At 39.4% G+C, this 16,809-nt stretch carries 21 protein-coding genes; 4 read left to right on the top strand and 17 right to left on the bottom strand.

All coding sequences use genetic code 11. The features are described 5' to 3' along the window. Positions 1-91: 91 nt before the first annotated feature. Positions 92-775, bottom strand: coding sequence for an alpha/beta hydrolase (locus DESDI_RS03605; RefSeq protein WP_015261277.1), 684 nt, complete (start codon positions 773-775; stop codon positions 92-94). 199 nt (positions 776-974) lie between these two features. Here DESDI_RS03605 and DESDI_RS03600 point away from each other — a divergent pair, with 199 nt between their 5' ends. Continuing rightward, positions 975-1,838 carry an AraC family transcriptional regulator gene (locus DESDI_RS03600; protein ID WP_015261276.1) on the top strand — a complete coding sequence of 288 codons (864 nt, stop codon included), beginning with the start codon at positions 975-977 and terminating at the stop codon, positions 1,836-1,838. 218 nt (positions 1,839-2,056) lie between these two features. Beyond that, entirely contained in the window at positions 2,057-2,473 is a 417-nt protein-coding gene (locus tag DESDI_RS03595; protein ID WP_015261275.1) for an OsmC family protein, read from the top strand. A gap of 127 nt (positions 2,474-2,600) precedes the next feature. On the opposite strand, the gene arr is transcribed toward DESDI_RS03595, so the two are convergent. Further along, a complete protein-coding gene (arr, locus tag DESDI_RS03590; protein WP_015261274.1) occupies positions 2,601-3,017 on the bottom strand; it encodes an NAD(+)--rifampin ADP-ribosyltransferase in 417 nt (138 codons plus the stop codon). Positions 3,018-3,164: 147 nt separating this feature from the next. On the opposite strand from arr, the gene DESDI_RS03585 reads away from it, so the two are divergent. Continuing rightward, positions 3,165-3,389: a hypothetical protein gene (locus DESDI_RS03585; RefSeq protein WP_156801104.1), complete on the top strand. Its 225-nt coding sequence runs from the start codon at positions 3,165-3,167 to the stop codon at positions 3,387-3,389. A gap of 34 nt (positions 3,390-3,423) precedes the next feature. On the opposite strand, the gene DESDI_RS03580 is transcribed toward DESDI_RS03585, so the two are convergent. The 6 genes from DESDI_RS03580 to DESDI_RS18530 form a co-directional block, all read right to left on the bottom strand. Beyond that, on the bottom strand, positions 3,424-4,221 hold the full coding sequence (locus DESDI_RS03580; RefSeq protein ID WP_015261273.1) for a nitroreductase family protein: 798 nt from the start codon (positions 4,219-4,221) through the stop codon (positions 3,424-3,426). 146 nt (positions 4,222-4,367) lie between these two features. After that, positions 4,368-4,742, bottom strand: coding sequence for a DUF5655 domain-containing protein (locus DESDI_RS03575; protein ID WP_015261272.1), 375 nt, complete (start codon positions 4,740-4,742; stop codon positions 4,368-4,370). 38 nt (positions 4,743-4,780) lie between these two features. Beyond that, on the bottom strand, positions 4,781-5,305 hold the full coding sequence (locus tag DESDI_RS03570) for a DUF7686 domain-containing protein (protein WP_015261271.1): 525 nt from the start codon (positions 5,303-5,305) through the stop codon (positions 4,781-4,783). A 165-nt stretch (positions 5,306-5,470) separates the two neighbouring features. After that, positions 5,471-6,175, bottom strand: coding sequence for a DUF4386 family protein (locus DESDI_RS03565; protein WP_015261270.1), 705 nt, complete (start codon positions 6,173-6,175; stop codon positions 5,471-5,473). A gap of 125 nt (positions 6,176-6,300) precedes the next feature. Beyond that, entirely contained in the window at positions 6,301-6,621 is a 321-nt protein-coding gene (locus DESDI_RS03560; RefSeq protein ID WP_242825436.1) for a hypothetical protein, read from the bottom strand. Between the two features lie 33 nt (positions 6,622-6,654). Continuing rightward, positions 6,655-6,969 (bottom strand): CPBP family intramembrane glutamic endopeptidase, encoded by a 315-nt coding sequence (locus DESDI_RS18530; RefSeq protein ID WP_083879838.1) that lies wholly within the window; start codon positions 6,967-6,969, stop codon positions 6,655-6,657. A 192-nt stretch (positions 6,970-7,161) separates the two neighbouring features. Between DESDI_RS18530 and DESDI_RS03550 the strand changes: the two genes are divergently transcribed. Continuing rightward, positions 7,162-8,424: an IS1380-like element ISEcp1 family transposase gene (locus DESDI_RS03550; protein ID WP_000608644.1), complete on the top strand. Its 1,263-nt coding sequence runs from the start codon at positions 7,162-7,164 to the stop codon at positions 8,422-8,424. Between the two features lie 179 nt (positions 8,425-8,603). Here the strand turns inward: DESDI_RS03550 and DESDI_RS03545 are convergent, their stop codons facing one another. From DESDI_RS03545 to DESDI_RS03505, 9 genes are all read right to left on the bottom strand, one after another. Further along, the gene (locus tag DESDI_RS03545) at positions 8,604-9,011 is read right to left on the bottom strand and encodes a hypothetical protein (protein WP_015261267.1); all 408 of its coding nucleotides are present in this window, start codon (positions 9,009-9,011) and stop codon (positions 8,604-8,606) included. A gap of 105 nt (positions 9,012-9,116) precedes the next feature. Beyond that, the gene (locus tag DESDI_RS03540) at positions 9,117-9,908 is read right to left on the bottom strand and encodes a DUF5714 domain-containing protein (RefSeq protein ID WP_427846159.1); all 792 of its coding nucleotides are present in this window, start codon (positions 9,906-9,908) and stop codon (positions 9,117-9,119) included. Continuing rightward, complete coding sequence (locus DESDI_RS03535) at positions 9,905-10,261, bottom strand: hypothetical protein (RefSeq protein ID WP_015261265.1); 357 nt, start codon at positions 10,259-10,261, stop codon at positions 9,905-9,907. The genes DESDI_RS03540 and DESDI_RS03535 overlap by 4 nt, the downstream gene beginning before the upstream one ends. A 268-nt stretch (positions 10,262-10,529) precedes the next feature. Continuing rightward, positions 10,530-11,735 carry an MFS transporter gene (locus DESDI_RS03530; protein WP_015261264.1) on the bottom strand — a complete coding sequence of 402 codons (1,206 nt, stop codon included), beginning with the start codon at positions 11,733-11,735 and terminating at the stop codon, positions 10,530-10,532. Between the two features lie 197 nt (positions 11,736-11,932). Beyond that, the gene (hypB, locus tag DESDI_RS03525) at positions 11,933-12,604 is read right to left on the bottom strand and encodes a hydrogenase nickel incorporation protein HypB (RefSeq protein ID WP_015261263.1); all 672 of its coding nucleotides are present in this window, start codon (positions 12,602-12,604) and stop codon (positions 11,933-11,935) included. A 24-nt stretch (positions 12,605-12,628) separates the two neighbouring features. Next, positions 12,629-12,976 (bottom strand): hydrogenase maturation nickel metallochaperone HypA, encoded by a 348-nt coding sequence (locus tag DESDI_RS03520; RefSeq protein WP_015261262.1) that lies wholly within the window; start codon positions 12,974-12,976, stop codon positions 12,629-12,631. 30 nt (positions 12,977-13,006) lie between these two features. Then, positions 13,007-13,975: an ATP-binding protein gene (locus DESDI_RS03515; protein WP_015261261.1), complete on the bottom strand. Its 969-nt coding sequence runs from the start codon at positions 13,973-13,975 to the stop codon at positions 13,007-13,009. A gap of 53 nt (positions 13,976-14,028) precedes the next feature. After that, positions 14,029-15,594 carry an AMP-binding protein gene (locus DESDI_RS03510; protein ID WP_015261260.1) on the bottom strand — a complete coding sequence of 522 codons (1,566 nt, stop codon included), beginning with the start codon at positions 15,592-15,594 and terminating at the stop codon, positions 14,029-14,031. 33 nt (positions 15,595-15,627) lie between these two features. Next, positions 15,628-16,806: a thiolase family protein gene (locus tag DESDI_RS03505; RefSeq protein ID WP_015261259.1), complete on the bottom strand. Its 1,179-nt coding sequence runs from the start codon at positions 16,804-16,806 to the stop codon at positions 15,628-15,630. Positions 16,807-16,809 lie beyond the last annotated feature (3 nt).

Here is a 16,809-nt window from a genome sequence, read left to right as displayed (position 1 = left end):
TAATTCTTTATAATCAAATAGTACTTCATTATCTTTATCACTGACAATAACATTGATCAATTCTTCCGGAAAGGGAATAATAAAGGCCTTATTATTGATCTTGTATGAAATCCTCAACACAAAAATATACCTGATCAGCCACCGGACTGAGAAGGATTAAATGACCGCCCTCATGAAAATATTTAATCCTTTTCTTTTCTGAAGACACGTGTTCATAGATATAATCCACGCTCTTTCTTCTTACGGTGTCATCATCTTCTGCCTGTATGATTAGGATAGGACAGCTTATCTTTTCTAATTTTGACTTTGTTTGGCGTAATAGTAGCAGGAACTGTATCATTGCAAGAAAAGGCGAGTTACTTTTGGCTTGTAAATATCTGCGGATATGGTTGCACTTCTTGCATTTTATGTCATCCACGAGATTAAGAAACACTCGCAATAAATTCCAATAGAAGATGGGCGTATTGATGGTTACGATGGCCTTGATGTTATATTTATAAGCGAGACTAAATGCAATCAGGCCTCCCATGGAGAACCCTATTAGCAAAATCTCATCCCCTGTTTCCTTCAATCTTAAAAATTCACGTTCTGCAGAATCTATCCAGTCCGAATACGTTGCTTTATTCATATCTTTTCTGGTCCCTGAATGACCTTGTAATGTAGGGCAAAACACCTCATAATTGAGACCAATCAGATATTCGGCCAAAGGCTTGACTTCGTGTACCCCACCACCAAACCCATGAATTATTAAACATTTTGTTTTCTTACTACCCATGGAGTTCACCTACTGACCCCTACTCTCATCTTGTGAATTAAATAGATGCTTAATCAAGCCTACCCTATTGAATATTTATCTCTAAGTTTGGAGTATTAAGAATAAAAAAGCAAGACGATACGATACTTATTGTGCTAATAAAGTCGAGTATCAGACAAGTAGCTTTGGTATTATGTAGCTATGAAAGGAGGGGAAAACAATGTTAAACGAGTTAAATCATGTCCTTGACTATATTGAGGATCATTTAACAGATGATCTCTCTCTAGAAGTTATCTCTGAATATGCGGGAGTTTCCGACTATCACTTCAGAAAGATATTCTTTTATCTTGCTGGGTTGACGCTGAGTGAATATATAAAAAACAGAAGATTGTCAGAAGCAAGCATGGATTTATTACAAGGCGAAAAAGTCACAGATGTTGCCTTTAAATATGGCTATCAGTCAATGGACGGTTTCACTCGAGCATTTAAAAAATGGAGTGGGTTATTACCATCCGATGTAACAAAAAAAGGCATAAGTAAATCGTTTCCCAAACTTGCATTTGTCATAACCGTCAAAGGAGGAATTACTATGGAATTTAGAATTGAAGAAAAACCAGCGTTTAATTTAGTTGGTGTAAGTAAGCGTGTCCCTATGCAATTTGAAGGTGTTAATAACGAGATTGTAAAGCTTGCCCAAAGCATAACGAAGGAACAAAGAGAAGAGATGCATTCTCTTCAAAATATCGAACCTTATGAAATTGTCAATGCTTCTTATGAGGCTGAGGCTAATTTCTTAAAAGAAGAAGGAGATTTAACACACTTAATCGGTGTTTTAACAACTGAAAATCAAGTAAGTGATCAATTAGAAAAAGTGCCGGTCGAAGCTCATACTTGGGCTATATTCCCTAATGAAGGACCGTTTCCTTCTACGTTACAAGAAACAATGGCAAAGATATATTCAGAATGGCTTCCTTCTTCCAATTACGAAGTAATCAATGCTCCTACTTTCTCTTTTACTAAAATGGATGCACAAAAAATTGGTTACGCCTATAGTGAAGTCTGGACCCCTGTTCGCAAAAAATAAAATTAAAAGCGTTTCGCGATTTTGCGACGTAATGCTTAACTGCGTTTAAGCGATTGATGTAGGGGCAGGGCTCAGCTCTCCCTACATCAGAGGCGTATCAGACGCGGCTAGAGCCAGAGCCTCGTTTACCGGCACTCCCTCAGTGTGCTATACTATTAGGGTAGAACCGCTACTTTGCGAAGGTAAAAACGAACATAGTTAAAACGAGGTGATGAATCGTGCAAAAGGTTTCGGGGATTTGGCAAGGCGGAAAAAAGGTCGAAGTTACCCTTGATCCGGATTTAAAAATCGTTTTTGATGAGAACGGGCCGAAAGCGACAGATTTAGTGTTAGCGGGCTTAGTCCGCTGCTGCATGGGGGTTTTTCAGGAGATCCTCGAGAAAATGAGGCTCGAGGTCAAAGGGCTTGAAATCGATGTCCAGGCAGAACGAGACACAGAACCTCCCAAGCTCTTTAGCAAAATTACTCTGAATTATCATATCGAAGCCGAAGAAGGACTGGAACAAAAACTGGTCAAAGCGGCACAGCTCGGAGAGAAGTATTGCACTGTCTACAATATTTTAAAGGAAAGCACCCAGTTTGAAGTGTTCTTCTTTATTAACGGGGTTAAACTTTTAAACTTTAAAACTTTATAACATTAAGACTTTAGACTTTATAACTTTAGGCTTACCCCAAAGGGGGCACAACCATTCAGGCATACTATTGAAATACCAAACGCCACACTAGCAGTCAATTTGACCCACTAGTCTGGCGCTTTTTTGTTTAATCGTATATTACATTTTTTCCTTCATCACTTAACTTTTTTAAAGATGAAAGCATATGGTTTATCTCTTCATGGGAATGTCTTTCCCATGAACCTAATTCAGCGATAATTTTCAAAGGAGATTTCGACCTGTAAGAACGAGTTGGATTTCCAGGAAATCTTTTGTCAGTTAAGTTCGGGTCATTTTCAAATTCACCTAATGGTTCTACAATATAAATTCTTTCTTTTGATTGAGATGTCGCTAACTCAGCACCCCATTTAGCAGCATTTAATGTTGCAGTAAAATAAATATAGTTGGATTTTTTATCTTGGTAATTTGACAAGTGTTGTGGCTCGAGCAGATCTCCAATTTTTAGTTCTGCTTTCGTACCATGAAAAAAAGGACCATTATCTAAAACATCTTTTTTATCATCCATGCTGATACCCCTCTTTGTTGCTGCTATTGTATTTACACTGGTTAATTATTGGTGGGTTGGGGACAAATCCTCCGACACCTCTGAATTGCAATCCTAATCAACTATTTCATAGCAGGTCAGGTTGTAGGCTATATGCTCTTATTCATTATGAGAAAACTTGAAGTTGTTAGCACAGCAAATATTTGGGTAATTGGGAGCATTACTGGAATTGTAGCCTGGTTAGTTCTATTATCAGTTAATTCTGCACTTGGAAAAGTTAGGGCACCTTGGACTCAAGGTTTTCCGACAGTTCTATCAAGCTTAATTGCCTTCATGGTATTCGGCATTATAGCAACCTATACAATCAAAAGAAATGGTTACATAGAAGCTTGAACATGAGTTCCGTATTCCCCTGAGACTTGCTTGATTATCTATTGGCTTTGAAGACCGCAATCTCCGATTGATCAAGATATTCCCATTGCCCCCTCACCCCTTCATGACTAGCACCTATCTCAATGTGTATCATCGCTATTCCACAATCCAGACGCTTGGAAATGTGATATGAATCCTTAAGATCATCAACGGTAATCTTAATAGAATTGGTATCAACTGAAAATCGCCATGGTTGTCTATTCACCGCCGAGGGTGCTAATCGACTTAATTCTAAGGCTGATTTTACCCAAGCAGGCCAATCTGCTTTGAATCCCTGAATACATAGATCTTCTATGTCTTTGCGCTTATGTCCAGATGCAAAACCGGACATAATTTTCTCCTCCAAACTGTATTGTTCAGAAGCATAACCTAGTGGAGAAACAGCGATTACTCGTTCATTCTGAGATATTTCAATTTGTTGTTTCACTACTTCCTGCTTGAAAAAGCCGCCAACCCAGCAGGTTGCTAAACCCATCGAGGTAGCCTCTAAAATGAAGCATTCCCCAATATAACCCACTTTTTCTTGGACATGTGAATCTTCAACATTACCAATAAAAGCGACGTATGCTGGAGAACCTTTAATTTTTCCGTAAGAACCTATGGCACCTTTGAACACTTCGTCTGGACTTTGGTTAACTATTTGTACCCTAGCACCACTGTACTCCTTATTAAGGACATGTGTAAAATCCATGAGCTGGGTTAATACCTCCGGAGCTAAGGGTTTAGCGTTAAATTTTCGCCTAGATCGGCGCTGAAAAACAGCAGTATACCATTTCTCATTCGGAATTTGCATAAAATCTTTCTCCTTGATTTATTTCTTTTTCTTTTTAAAGGTTACTGCACCCCAACCAATGGCTATCGTAATGCAAATAACCAGAGTTATAACGCTTCCCGTTGACCATCCACCAAAAGTCACCTTTTACGTCCATCGTTACCCAATTACTTGGTTAATGAAAAGGAATACGCTTGTTTTATCCATTCCATTAGCTGTTGATCAATTTCACTATCGCTCTGAATAATGACATGATGTGTCCAGCGTTTTGGATAAGGTTCAGTTACTTCTTCGATTCTTGAATCTTTTACTTGATAGTCTAAGCCAAAAGAAACCACAATATAGATATCGGGACGGCCTTTAACCTTCCTTATAGGAAGCCAAACAAATGCAAAATCATGAGTGTTGGAGAAGGATATCTGAGTTTTTTGCACCTTAATAGTAACATCATCAAATTCGGAACAAAGTTTATTCACAAACGCTTCATACAACGGAAGTGCTTTTGGCATTTTATCAAAGAACCTTAACACATCGGCATCCAAGATTGCATTACCCCCTAAAAAACATAGTAGATGAGGAGCTATTTGACTTCGTCTGATGAATCAATGAACTCTAACCGAAACTGAAACCCTTCATAAGTCATTAACATCCGTCCTAACTCATCCAACGAAAAACTTTTCCCGTCTATCACTATCGACTGACCATCACTAGCGTGATCGTGGCCGATTCGACCCCTAACGATATGCGCTAGATTATATGACTTATTTATTTCGTTTTTCTCAAGATGCTTTTGTTTTAGAGCCCTTCGAATTCTTTGTATCAGCATTAATTGAAGCAATCCCTGATCACAGTCAAAATCGCCTAGGATACTAAATTCGTATCCTTCATTATCCACTTTTAATCGTTCATCGGCCTCAATGGCCATTCCTGATGGAACCAACACAGTTTCAAAATGGAAGGTATGCTTCTTTCCGTAGGCATCCTTTATTTTCAGTGGTTTGAACTCTATTTTCTCAAAATCATAGCCAAGGTATTCCGACACAATACGATTATGACAATCGGCACAGTATGTTCCCCCCACTTCTGGATCAACTAAGTGAATCACTTGTCCTGTAATCTCTAGTTTGCAACTATAACATAGTATGATCCTAAATTCCTTTCTAAATTCAACATTGCCAAATTGTCCTGCGCCCCCTTGTTACAATCGGAACTTGCTGTTATGTGCAGTAACGGCAGATGAATTTATTCTCATATGATGATTATCTATTTACTATTTCAAATTACTTAACTGTAGAAATTTTATCGATACTAATATTGCAAAAACTGCCCATGGAATAAGTGAAGCAAGTGAGAAAACAAGACCAATAGTTCCTGCTGTCGAAGGAATCATCATAAGAACTCCCGAAAGCAATCCGATTACAGCAATCTTATTACTATAAATAGAATTCTTAAACATTACGCAAGAAATAATAATTAAGGTAATGCCGTTAAGAACGTAATAAATATCAAACGCTGTCCCTCTCCAAGATGAAAGCATGGTTTGACCTGAAGCAAGCAATATAGTTTTCGCCGTTTCCGAATCGGCAGCGTAATAAAGATTACTTATGGATAACATCTCAAACGCTTTATTAGATGATAGATAAGCTGATATTCCCAGAAGTCCTAGTACAAGCGCAATTATCATTAGACTTTCATTCTTTTTCTTAAGTGAAAAGTAGAAAGCAAGGTACATGATTGCTACAATAACATTGTTAATTATGTAGAGTAAATCAAGATGAATTAAACCTAAAAGCCAATTCTTATTGAATAACTCGAACCAACTTTCAATGGAATCCGGGAATGGAAAAATTGTAAAAATTGCAATCTGTATCGGAATAATGATAAGCATAATTATTGTTGCATAACCTGCAATTTTGTAAAGGCATCCCCATTTCTCTGGATTGGCTTCATCGAACAGGCTTCTATTAACATTCATAAGATATACCCTCCCCTAAATCTCTTTTACCATTACAAGACCTAGTTATTGCACATAACCGAAATCAATCATGATCCAGACTTCAGCGGATTTCACAATTCAAATATCTAAAAACTGCCGCTCTATCACTGTGTTAGTACCGTAAATCCTAACCATCCCATTATTCCGACATATGGTAATGTTAGAAGCCATGCTAATCTATCTTTATGAAACTTAACAGCTAAAGCAGAGCCGATAAAGAATATAGGAAGGCCATACATAATGTATCTAAATTTCGGAGTTCCACCTAAGTACCATGAAATTGGAATCGCAAAAACCGCTCCTAAAATTATTAACCAAGTCTTCTTTGTGTATATTCCGATACTGACTAAAACGATAGCAGTAATAATACCGAACCACCCAATAAGCAAGACTGCTAATACATTAATCAACGCCAAATCCTTCACCTCTTTTCTAATTAGTAATTGTTCATTATCTCATCATACTATGAACAAGTAATTCGCCCAATCCATTAACCCATGAAAAATTGTAGATGCATAAATTGTATTGTATTTACGGTACAAGAAATCAAAGACAACATGCCATATAAAAGTAAACATCAAAGTTATATAATTCACTTGAATATAGGCAAATAACCCCATTTTTGCATAACCTATTTGAAACGGAATATGCATTAACATGAACAAGATACCACCTAATATAATTGCAAAGAGTGGTCTTTTTATAAGCCCGTATAGTCTTGTTTGAATGTATCCTCTAAAAATGATCTCCTCCACTAGAGAGATTACCAACATATAGTACCTAGATTCTACGTCAGTACTTCAAAAAGCATAATCAAAGCCTTGATAAATATGCGTTCCTTCGAAATTCAGCTTTCACCCATTGGGTGAAAGAAAAGTGCTCAAAAATATGTTAAATTATCAGCTTTTATGACTCGATATATGGTAAAATAATAGTAAGAAAAGTAGTAAAAAGGGGTTCTAATTATGATTAATAAAATTGATTTCAAAGCTAAGAATCTAACATCAAATGCAGGTCTTTTTCTGCTCCTTGAGAATGCAAAAAGCAATGGGATTTTTGATTTTATTGAAAATGACCTCGTATTTGATAATGACTCAACAAATAAAATCAAGATGAATCATATAAAGACCATGCTCTGCGGTCACTTCATTGGCATTGATAAGTTAGAACGTCTAAAGCTACTTCAAAATGATCCCCTCGTCAACGAGTTTGATATTTCCGTAAAAGAACCTGAAACAGTGTCACGGTTTCTAGGAAACTTCAACTTCAAGACAACCCAAATGTTTAGAGACATTAATTTTAAAGTCTTTAAAAAACTGCTCACTAAAAGTAAATTGACATCCATTACGATTGATATTGATAGTAGTGTAATTAACGTAGAAGGTCATCAAGAAGGTGCGTCAAAAGGATATAATCCTAAGAAACTGGGAAACCGATGCTACAATATCCAATTTGCATTTTGCGACGAATTAAAAGCATATGTTACCGGATTTGTAAGAAGTGGCAATACTTACACTGCAAACGGTGCTGCGGAAATGATCAAAGAAATTGTTGCTAACATCAAATCAGACGATTTAGAAATTTTATTTCGAATGGATAGTGGCTACTTTGATGAAAAAATTATCGAAACGATAGAATCTCTTGGATGCAAATATTTAATTAAAGCCAAAAGTTATTCTACACTCACCTCACAAGCAACGAATTCATCAATTGTATTCGTTAAAGGAGAAGAAGGTAGAGAAACTACAGAACTGTATACAAAATTAGTTAAATGGGAAAAAGACAGAAGATTTGTCGTATCTCGCGTACTGAAACCAGAAAAAGAAAGAGCACAATTATCACTTTTAGAAGGTTCCGAATACGACTACTTTTTCTTTGTAACAAATACTACCTTGCTTTCTGAAAAAGTAGTTATATACTATGAAAAGCGTGGTAATGCTGAAAACTATATCAAAGAAGCCAAATACGACATGGCGGTGGGTCATCTCTTGCTAAAGTCATTTTGGGCGAATGAAGCCGTGTTTCAAATGATGATGCTTTCATATAACCTATTTTTGTTGTTCAAGTTTGATTCCTTGGACTCTTCAGAATACAGACAGCAAATAAAGACCTTTCGTTTGAAGTATGTATTTCTTGCAGCAAAAATAATCAAAACCGCAAGATATGTAATCATGAAGTTGTCGGAAAACTATCCGTACAAGGGAGTGTATGAAAAATGTCTGGTATAATAAGAATATCATCAATAAAATTGAGTGTTGCTCTGTGGATAACTTGCAGAGTTTATTAAGTATCATTGCAGCAAAGATGAAATCAATGATTTATCAAAAATGATTGAAAGGTGGTTGTAAATAATGTTACAATGTGTGAGAAGCAGTCTAAATTCTTCGTGAAATAGTGATTTTTGAAGCTAATAAAAAACACACGTGGAATTTAGGTAGTAAATAAAATTTGTTAAAATACCCTGAATCTGAGCTAATTGACTGCCCCAAATGATATTCATAACGCTATTTGCAATAACTAATACTAATCCTAAACTACAGCCCAGAACGATAGATTTAAAAGCATTTTTTCTAGTAAAACCAATGGTCGTCATTTTTTCTTTTCTTAGCAACACTAAAGCTATACATAAGCTTGCCAGCACTAAGTTAACCGGTATCCCTAGATATACACCATTATTGGCATATAGTTGTCCCATTAAATAATATATACCCATTACTACTGCCCAGACAACTATCGCCGTAAAGGCATCTTTTCTTTTGTACTCTGCGACTTGTATCTTATAGGATTCATCCGTTTTAAAAAAATCTCTAATCAAAATCTTTTCCCTCAGCTCACATTATACACGTTATTATTTACGCACTATCACACGAATACGAAATATATCACAGGTCATAAAGTTTACATTATCTTTACTTGACCTCTAGCTTGATTTAAAATAGGAACACTTAGACTCCCTACATCCATGAGGATGACGCGAACTGTGAGTACACACGATTGCTTCGCTAGACGAAAGCAAGCATACATCAAGGCGCTCTTTAACTGATGTAATCGCCTTGCTCAATGCAGTTCTCACAAAGTTCTTACAGCAACATGGACCAGTTTGTTCAGCGATAGCGTAAACTATCTTTCCTACGATCTTCATTGTCGTCGCTGTTTCTTGATCTTTAGGACAAGACGCACCAAGAATAACACTAAAGCAAGCACCCATCGCGGGGGCGATTCCACATACCCCTGTTAGTCCACAATATCCTCCGATAGCTTGTCTCTTGGTCCTATTAAGAACTTCAACAATCTGTTCATCGCTAACATTAATCGTTCCTTCATTTTTAAGTGCTGCCATCAAAGCTCCAGATGCTATCCAGGCATTTTCACAACCGAGCATAGGGATGTTATCTTGATTCATTAGATCCTCGGCAATTTCGAAGGGATTCGTTGATTGACTGGCTAACATGTATTCTTTAACCGTGTCGAAAAGACCTTTCCCATGACATTCATCACATACGTAGTGTCCGTTTGGGCAAGAGATGTTGCCAATCTCGCTTTTTCCACATTGAACACAAGTTAATTCTCGTCCTGAATTGAAGTATTGTAGTTGCCCTCCACAGATTTGACAGTTCTCAGTATTGTGCTGACCAGCACTAGAAGCTGGCACTCAACAACTAGACGTGGTGGTGAGATTAATATGATTCTGATTTAAGTCTATCACCCTCATACCTCCCCCATTTTGTTAAAATACTTTATCAGAGTACGAATTAAAATACTCAAATACGCTATAACCAAATATTCTCCAACATAAAACCACTCATTCATCCCATAAATAAAATAAGCACTTATGAAAAAGATTGCAACACAGATAATTGGTATCAACCATTTTATTTTATTCTCAAATGCTATTTTCCAACCTACTGTTGCAAAAAAAATAGGATTTAAAACGAGCAAGGCAATTACGATAATGCCCATGTCTAGATGATTAAATTGTTGTCCGCCAATCAACTCTAAGACCATAATTGGTAATAGGCAAAACAACAGAATCGCCAAGATAAATATTCTGATTGTTTGTCTCAAGCTATCGTCTCCCTACCATAATAACATCTTACGGTAAACAGTTAGTCATATTCCTATTTGCTGATAAGCCTTGATAACCAAACATAGTTCGTAGTTTTTTACAACTACCTGTAATTCTAATCCGCGCATGCACGCGCGGCCTTTGCATACGGTTTCGGATAACGTCCTGCGGATTGCCGAAGTCTGGTTACTATATTCATATTATAACAGACTTTGGGGACTCTCTGTTATACAAAAGCATACACTCGCTGTGCCCTAATCGCATTCATTATCCTCTCCTTTTGGTGCTTATTAAGCTGCTTATTAAGGCTACCCCACTACAGATAAATGGCAAAGCAAAGAACCCCCAATTTGCAATAATATAACCTCCTAGCATGGAGCCAAGCGTGATCCCTATATATAAAGCTGTGTTATTTAAGGCAAGTGCCATACCACGAGTTTCTGGAAATTCTTCTGCTAAACGGGCTTGATATGAAGTAAAGGAGGTATATCCAATAAGTGCCCATAAAAACAACAAAAAATAAACCAAAGTTCCCGATGAAAAGAAAAAACCTAATAAGACAAGTATGCCAATAAGCATGGCTGTACTAAATATTGACACGATTCTTGCACCAATTTTATCAGTAACTCTCCCACTGGATAAACTACCTATTACAGCTCCTATACCATAGGCAGTAATAGAGGCTGCAAGTTCACTTGAAGAAAAATCGTTATATAAAACCAATCCCGTTCCAAGAAATACATAGAGAGCGTACATGGCAATTGCCCAAAAAGTAGTTACACTCACTGCAGAAATAATTTTGATTGTATTTCCTTTTCTCTGTGCTTCTCCTGGATGTACTTTATTTATGGATGCCCAAACCCTAAAGTTTATGATTGATAGTATCGCAGCAATTATAGCTAAACTAATAAAAACAGATCGCCATCCAAGAAATTGCTCTAACAAAGTTCCCACAGGTGCTCCTGCCCATAAAGCCATGAGATGTCCTGATACTACAGTGGAAAGCCATACCCCCCTACGTTCAGGTAATGCTGTATCACCAATAATTGCATAGACTATAGGGGTTATTGACGCAACTGATAAACCAGCCAAAATACGACTGGTTATTAACATTGCAAATGAAGGAGAAACGGCTGTCAAAAAATTGGATAAAGAAAACGAAAATAAACCCAAAACAATGAAAAGACGGCGACCTTTGCGGTCTGAAAGCCATCCAAAAAGTGGTGCACTAATGGCATACATTAGCGAAAATGCAGTAACTAGCCACCCTGCAACTGCAGGAGTTATTTCATATTCTTCAGCAATAAACGGTAACAAAGGAGACATAACAAACAAATCCGTACCAATAACAAATAAGGTCAACCACCCTGTAAGAAGATATACGGTGTCTTTAAAGTTTATACGAATATTAATCACCCATAAACAATGTATCTGCTTATTAGATTGTTTATGAATGATATTACTATAAATCAACTAACTTCTAACTACACTCTCCTACAACTGCGAAGCAATACCCCAAACTTTGTTCAATTATTTGAGATAATTAAACAAAGGGTAAGAGTTCCTCTCGTAAGTGTCCTTATGGATACATTCAAATTCAGTGCAAGATAAAAAAACAGCAGGCCATTTCGACTTGCTGTTGATTCAATGTACCCTCTCTTAACTTTTCCTTAGTCCTGCTGCCAGGCCAAGGCTTCTTTTCGCAGCCAATCCGCCCACTGATCAAAGCCCTCTCCTGTTTTGGCCGAAGTTTCAAATATCTCGATATTTGGATTAAGCTTCTTAACGCTCTCCTTCACTGCTCTGACATCAAAGTCAAAATAAGGAAGGCAATCTATTTTACTGATGATGAGCACATCTACCATGGAGAACATCAGAGGGTATTTGAGAGGCTTATCATGGCCCTCCGGCACACTGAGGATCATGGCACTTTTCGAGGCCCCTGTATCAAATTCTGCCGGACAGACAAGATTACCAACGTTTTCGAGAATAATCAAGTCGAGATTGTCTACATCTAAAGCTTCTAATCCGGTTTCTGTCATAGTGGCATCAATATGGCACATACCGCCTGTGTGCAGCTGTACTGCTGGTACGCCTGCCTCTATTATTTTTTCCGCATCCACAGTGGAGTCAATATCTGCTTCAATAACCCCTATCTTAAGATCTTTATCAAGCTTCTCAATAGTCCTCATTACCAGGCTTGTTTTGCCGGAGCCAGGTGACGACATTAAATTGAGCAAAAATGTGTGTTTCTTGTGCAAAATACTACGCAGTTCATCAGCTTGCAAGTTGTTGCTCTCATGGATGCTCTTTTTAATTTCTATGACTCTTATTTCGTTCATATCTAACCCCTCAGCTTTCAAGCATTATAAAATTCCAATACTTTCAATGCGTAGATCTCTGCCGGAAAGAATACTCACCTCGTCTGAACCGCAAGCACTGCAGACAAAAACCGGTGGATTCGTTTGAATATCGCTTTCCTGAAAGCAGTCTCGGCAATTCACTCTGATTGGGGAGATTGCAAATTCAAGAATGGCGTCCTGGGCTATGGTGTCCCGAGAGATCATCTTGAAAAATATAGTCGCCCATTTAGGAATGATACCTGACAGTGCACTGGCTCGAAGGTTGATTTTTACGATTTTATTTGCGTTGTTACGCAGGCCAAAATCAACTACGATATTGAGGACATCTTCCATAATCGGCAGTTCATGCATAGGTGTTCTCCTCTAAACATTACTTCTGATCTACTCCTTGGGTGTATACTTCGGAATGAGTACATCTAGATCAAGGGGTTCAGAGATCAAGGGGTCGTCTCTGCGCATTGTAATCGCACCATTAGGACATATCGACTCACAAACACCGCATCCGTAGCATTTTTCAGGTTGATAGGAAAGTGTGCCGTCCTTGATTTCCAAAGCAAAGAAGTTGCAATGTTCGGTACAGGCTCCGCAGGATATACATTGTTTTATATCCACCTCGCACTTGTATCCGGAGCTGGCCATCATTGGAGAATGAACATAGTTATGGCCTTGCAAGGCTGTACAACAACAGGCACAGCAATTGCACATGGCATATGTCCGATCATTTTGCGAGCTCTTCCAGAAGATGGAGTGCACATTACCAGCCTCATGCTGTAGATGCACAATGCGTAGGGCTTCCTCTTGAGTGATTCTGCGCGCATTGCTCTCTTCACCGTATTCCAAGGCAAAACTGACCCACGGCTCACCTAAAACTAGACAAACATCGCGAGGATAACATCCTTCTTCACCACGAGCTTCCCGACAAGGACAATCGATTACGCAAAGGCTTTCCGGATTTTTGATAATTGTTTTACGCGCAACCTCAAAGGGAATAATCGTCTTGGGGAGGTCTGGCAAGTTCAGGTCTTGTTCCAGCTTGAAAAACTTGGCGGCGTCTTCCACCCGTAAAACCTTGGCGTGATAATCACTGGTTTCAATGCTCATGGATTTTCTGCCAGTATGGCTTGCAAACATACTGACAGCTTCCATGGCTTCCTTGTTATGCTCTCCTGGAGGCATCACCAGTTTGTGAGGCTTCGGCAGCATCTTATTCAAGCCCATTTTCATAAGATAAACATATAGCTTGTTATACCTTAAGTAAAAATAACCGTGTACCTTCTTATGAAAACCATCATCTGTTCGTTTATATTCTTGTGAGAACTGTTTAAGTACTTTGTTTCTTTGGTCTGACATTGCACAGATCTCCTTTACTGTTAAATGGGTGACTCGGAAAGGTCAAATCCTTTTCATTCATCTGCACAATTGCCATACATTTTCACTACTGCTTTGATATCAACCTTTCCTACAGGGTTTCTGGGCAGCTCTTTGAGAAATCCTAGATATTTAGGTATTTTTATACTCGCACTATTTTCTCCTACATAAGCCTGCAATTCTTCTTTCGTTACAGAACATCCCGGTTTTAACACGATCAGTGCTTTACCGACTTCGCCCCACTTTTCATCCGGAACGCCGAACACACAAGCGCATTCTACCGCTGGATGTCCCACGAGCACATGCTCAATCTCAATGGGGTAGATATTCTCACCACCGGAGACATACATAGATTTTTTACGTCCACAGATAAAGAAATAGCCGTCCTCATCTTTATAAGCAATATCGCCGGTATACAGCCACTTATCTCGGACCGTACTCTGAGTTTTCTCTTCATCCCTCCAGTATCCTGAAAAGGTGAGATTTCCGTTAAATAGCAACTCCCCATTTTCTCCGTCTGGCACATCAACTCCATCTTCATTGACAAGGCGGATATTGTTAAAAAACATAGGCCTTCCCACAGAGCTCCATTTACTGCTGATTTCCTCAGTGGTCATGTCGTTGACGCCGGGGCATAGGTTATTCGGACCGGCTTCTGTCATCCCATAGGCATTAACCACCCGAACACCCTTGCTCAAATAGATTTCCATCGTTCCCCGGGAAATAGGTGCCGCACCATTAAGCATCCAACGATAACAAGAGAAATCCGTTTTGGCAAAATTGGGATGTCTGGCAATTGCCTTATACATAGGTTCGATGCCAATACAGACCGTTGGACGCTCACTTTCGATGATTTGTAATACCGTTTCAGGGCAAAATTCTGCTGTGAGAATCACGCTGCCGCCGGCAATCAGTACTGGCAACATCAAAACATTCCACCCTGCAGTGTGAAAGAAGGGTAAAAGCACATTGGCACAATCTTGACGATTGAGGCTTGCAGTAAGGATTTGACTAATAGCATTGAAAAATATAGCCCAATAGCTCATCATCGCGGCTTTGGGACCGCCTGTTGTGCCTCCGGTATGAATAAGCATATTAACATCATCAAAACATGGAGGTTCGTAAACAGCGGTACCCTTGGCTTCATAGGCCATGATGTCTTCATAGGAATATTTGTCCCTTTTGTCAGGTTCGCCAATGATGCAGATGTATTCGCGATTGCTACCATCCTGGCGAAAATGCTCTATGAGTTTTTTTTGCTTTTCTGAATAGAAAATTACACGAGGGGTTTCTTGTTCAAGCAAGACACTGATCTCGTTTTTGCCCATTTTATAGTTATACGAGGTCATAATAATGCCTGTTTTATAGCTCATGAAAAATGTATCGATATAAGCAATGGAGTTTTCTGAACAAAATGCTACACGGTCACCTTTTTTTAAATCCAGTTTCTCCAGGAGAAAGGCCGCGAGTTTGCTGGCTCGCTGTTCAATCTGGGCATAGGTATAGCGACGTTTGCTATCATAATCAACTACTGCTTCCTTACGTCCGGTGATACGTGCTCTGTAATATGCAAGGTCTGGTACCGTTTTATTTGATATCACTTCACCACTTCCTTCCACTGCACGTACTTAAGTTTACAGCAGTTCTATTACTGCCGCAGCGCCCATACCTCCTCCGATACACATGCTTACAAGACCATACTTATTCTCACGCACAGCCATCTCGCTAATCAGCTTAGTCAGCAAGAAGGATCCTGTACAGCCAAGGGGGTGTCCGAGAGCAATCGCCCCACCGTTAACATTGATAATCTCAGGGTTTAGGGAAAGCTCACGAATACAAGCTAGAGACTGGGAAGCGAAGGCTTCGTTGAGTTCGATAAGTTCGATGTCCGCCAGGGTTTTGTCTGCAATCTTCAAAGCCTTTGGGATAGCCTTGATAGGGCCAATTCCCATGTAAGCCGGGTCCACGCCCTCGGCCGCAAAGCTGAGAAGTTTGGCGATGGGCTTAATGCCTAATGACTGCGCTTTTTCTTTGGACATCAAGATCACCATGGCCGCGCCATCACTAGTCTGGGATGAGTTGCCCGCTGTGACAGTTCCGCCCATCTTAAATACCGGTTTCAACTTGGCAAGGCCCTCCAGCGAGGTATCTTTGCGTATCCCCTCATCATTGTCAAAAATGACCATTTTGCTTGACGGGCGCCCTTTTTCATCTCGTGTCGGGCACACACTTTCAATCGAGATAATTTGCTCATCGAATTTCCCGGTTGCCTGTGCCTTGGCAGCCTTTTTATGGCTTTCCAGGGAAAACTCATCTTGCTCTTGACGTGAGATTCCATATTTCTCAGCGACATTTTCTGCTGTCAGCCCCATTGAAATGTAGGCTGCAGGTAAATAATCCATTAAATAGGGATTAGGCGCTGGGTTATTGCCGCTCATGGGTACCATGCTCATGGATTCCATGCCACCAGCGACAACGATCTCAGCCATACCGCTCATAATCGTGGCGTTAGCACTTGCCACTGACTGTAACCCTGAAGCGCAAAAACGGTTGACCGTCTGACCTGGTACATTCTCCGGCAGACCGGCACGGAAAACCACACTTCTCGCCACATTGACTCCCTGTTCAGCCTCAGGGAATGCGCAACCTAAAATAAAATCTTCTATTAAAGCCGGATCGAGCTCAGGCACCTTTGCCAGCGTCCCTTGCAACACCTGAGCGGCCAGATCATCAGGTCTAGTATACTTCAGGGCCCCACGGGGAGCTTTTCCGATCGGTGATCTACCGCAGGCTACAATTACTGCCTCTCTCATTTT

The organism is Desulfitobacterium dichloroeliminans LMG P-21439 (assembly GCF_000243135.2).
Taxonomy (GTDB): domain Bacteria; phylum Bacillota; class Desulfitobacteriia; order Desulfitobacteriales; family Desulfitobacteriaceae; genus Desulfitobacterium; species Desulfitobacterium dichloroeliminans.
Note: the sequence above shows the minus strand (reverse complement) of the source record. Positions and strands in the feature narration are given on the sequence as shown.

Bases quoted from the DNA above. Each gene is read 5' to 3' on its own strand.
- DESDI_RS03605 (WP_015261277.1), bottom strand. From the start codon at position 775: ATGGGTAGTAAGAAAACAAAATGTTTAATAATTCATGGGTTTGGTGGT.
- DESDI_RS03600 (WP_015261276.1), top strand. From the start codon at position 975: ATGTTAAACGAGTTAAATCATGTCCTTGACTATATTGAGGATCATTTA.
- arr (WP_015261274.1), bottom strand. From the start codon at position 3,017: ATGGATGATAAAAAAGATGTTTTAGATAATGGTCCTTTTTTTCATGGT.
- DESDI_RS03585 (WP_156801104.1), top strand. From the start codon at position 3,165: ATGAGAAAACTTGAAGTTGTTAGCACAGCAAATATTTGGGTAATTGGG.
- DESDI_RS03580 (WP_015261273.1), bottom strand. From the start codon at position 4,221: ATGCAAATTCCGAATGAGAAATGGTATACTGCTGTTTTTCAGCGCCGA.
- DESDI_RS03565 (WP_015261270.1), bottom strand. From the start codon at position 6,175: ATGAATGTTAATAGAAGCCTGTTCGATGAAGCCAATCCAGAGAAATGG.
- DESDI_RS18530 (WP_083879838.1), bottom strand. From the start codon at position 6,969: ATGTTGGTAATCTCTCTAGTGGAGGAGATCATTTTTAGAGGATACATT.
- DESDI_RS03550 (WP_000608644.1), top strand. From the start codon at position 7,162: ATGATTAATAAAATTGATTTCAAAGCTAAGAATCTAACATCAAATGCA.
- hypB (WP_015261263.1), bottom strand. From the start codon at position 12,604: ATGAACGAAATAAGAGTCATAGAAATTAAAAAGAGCATCCATGAGAGC.
- DESDI_RS03520 (WP_015261262.1), bottom strand. From the start codon at position 12,976: ATGCATGAACTGCCGATTATGGAAGATGTCCTCAATATCGTAGTTGAT.
- DESDI_RS03515 (WP_015261261.1), bottom strand. From the start codon at position 13,975: ATGTCAGACCAAAGAAACAAAGTACTTAAACAGTTCTCACAAGAATAT.
- DESDI_RS03505 (WP_015261259.1), bottom strand. From the start codon at position 16,806: ATGAGAGAGGCAGTAATTGTAGCCTGCGGTAGATCACCGATCGGAAAA.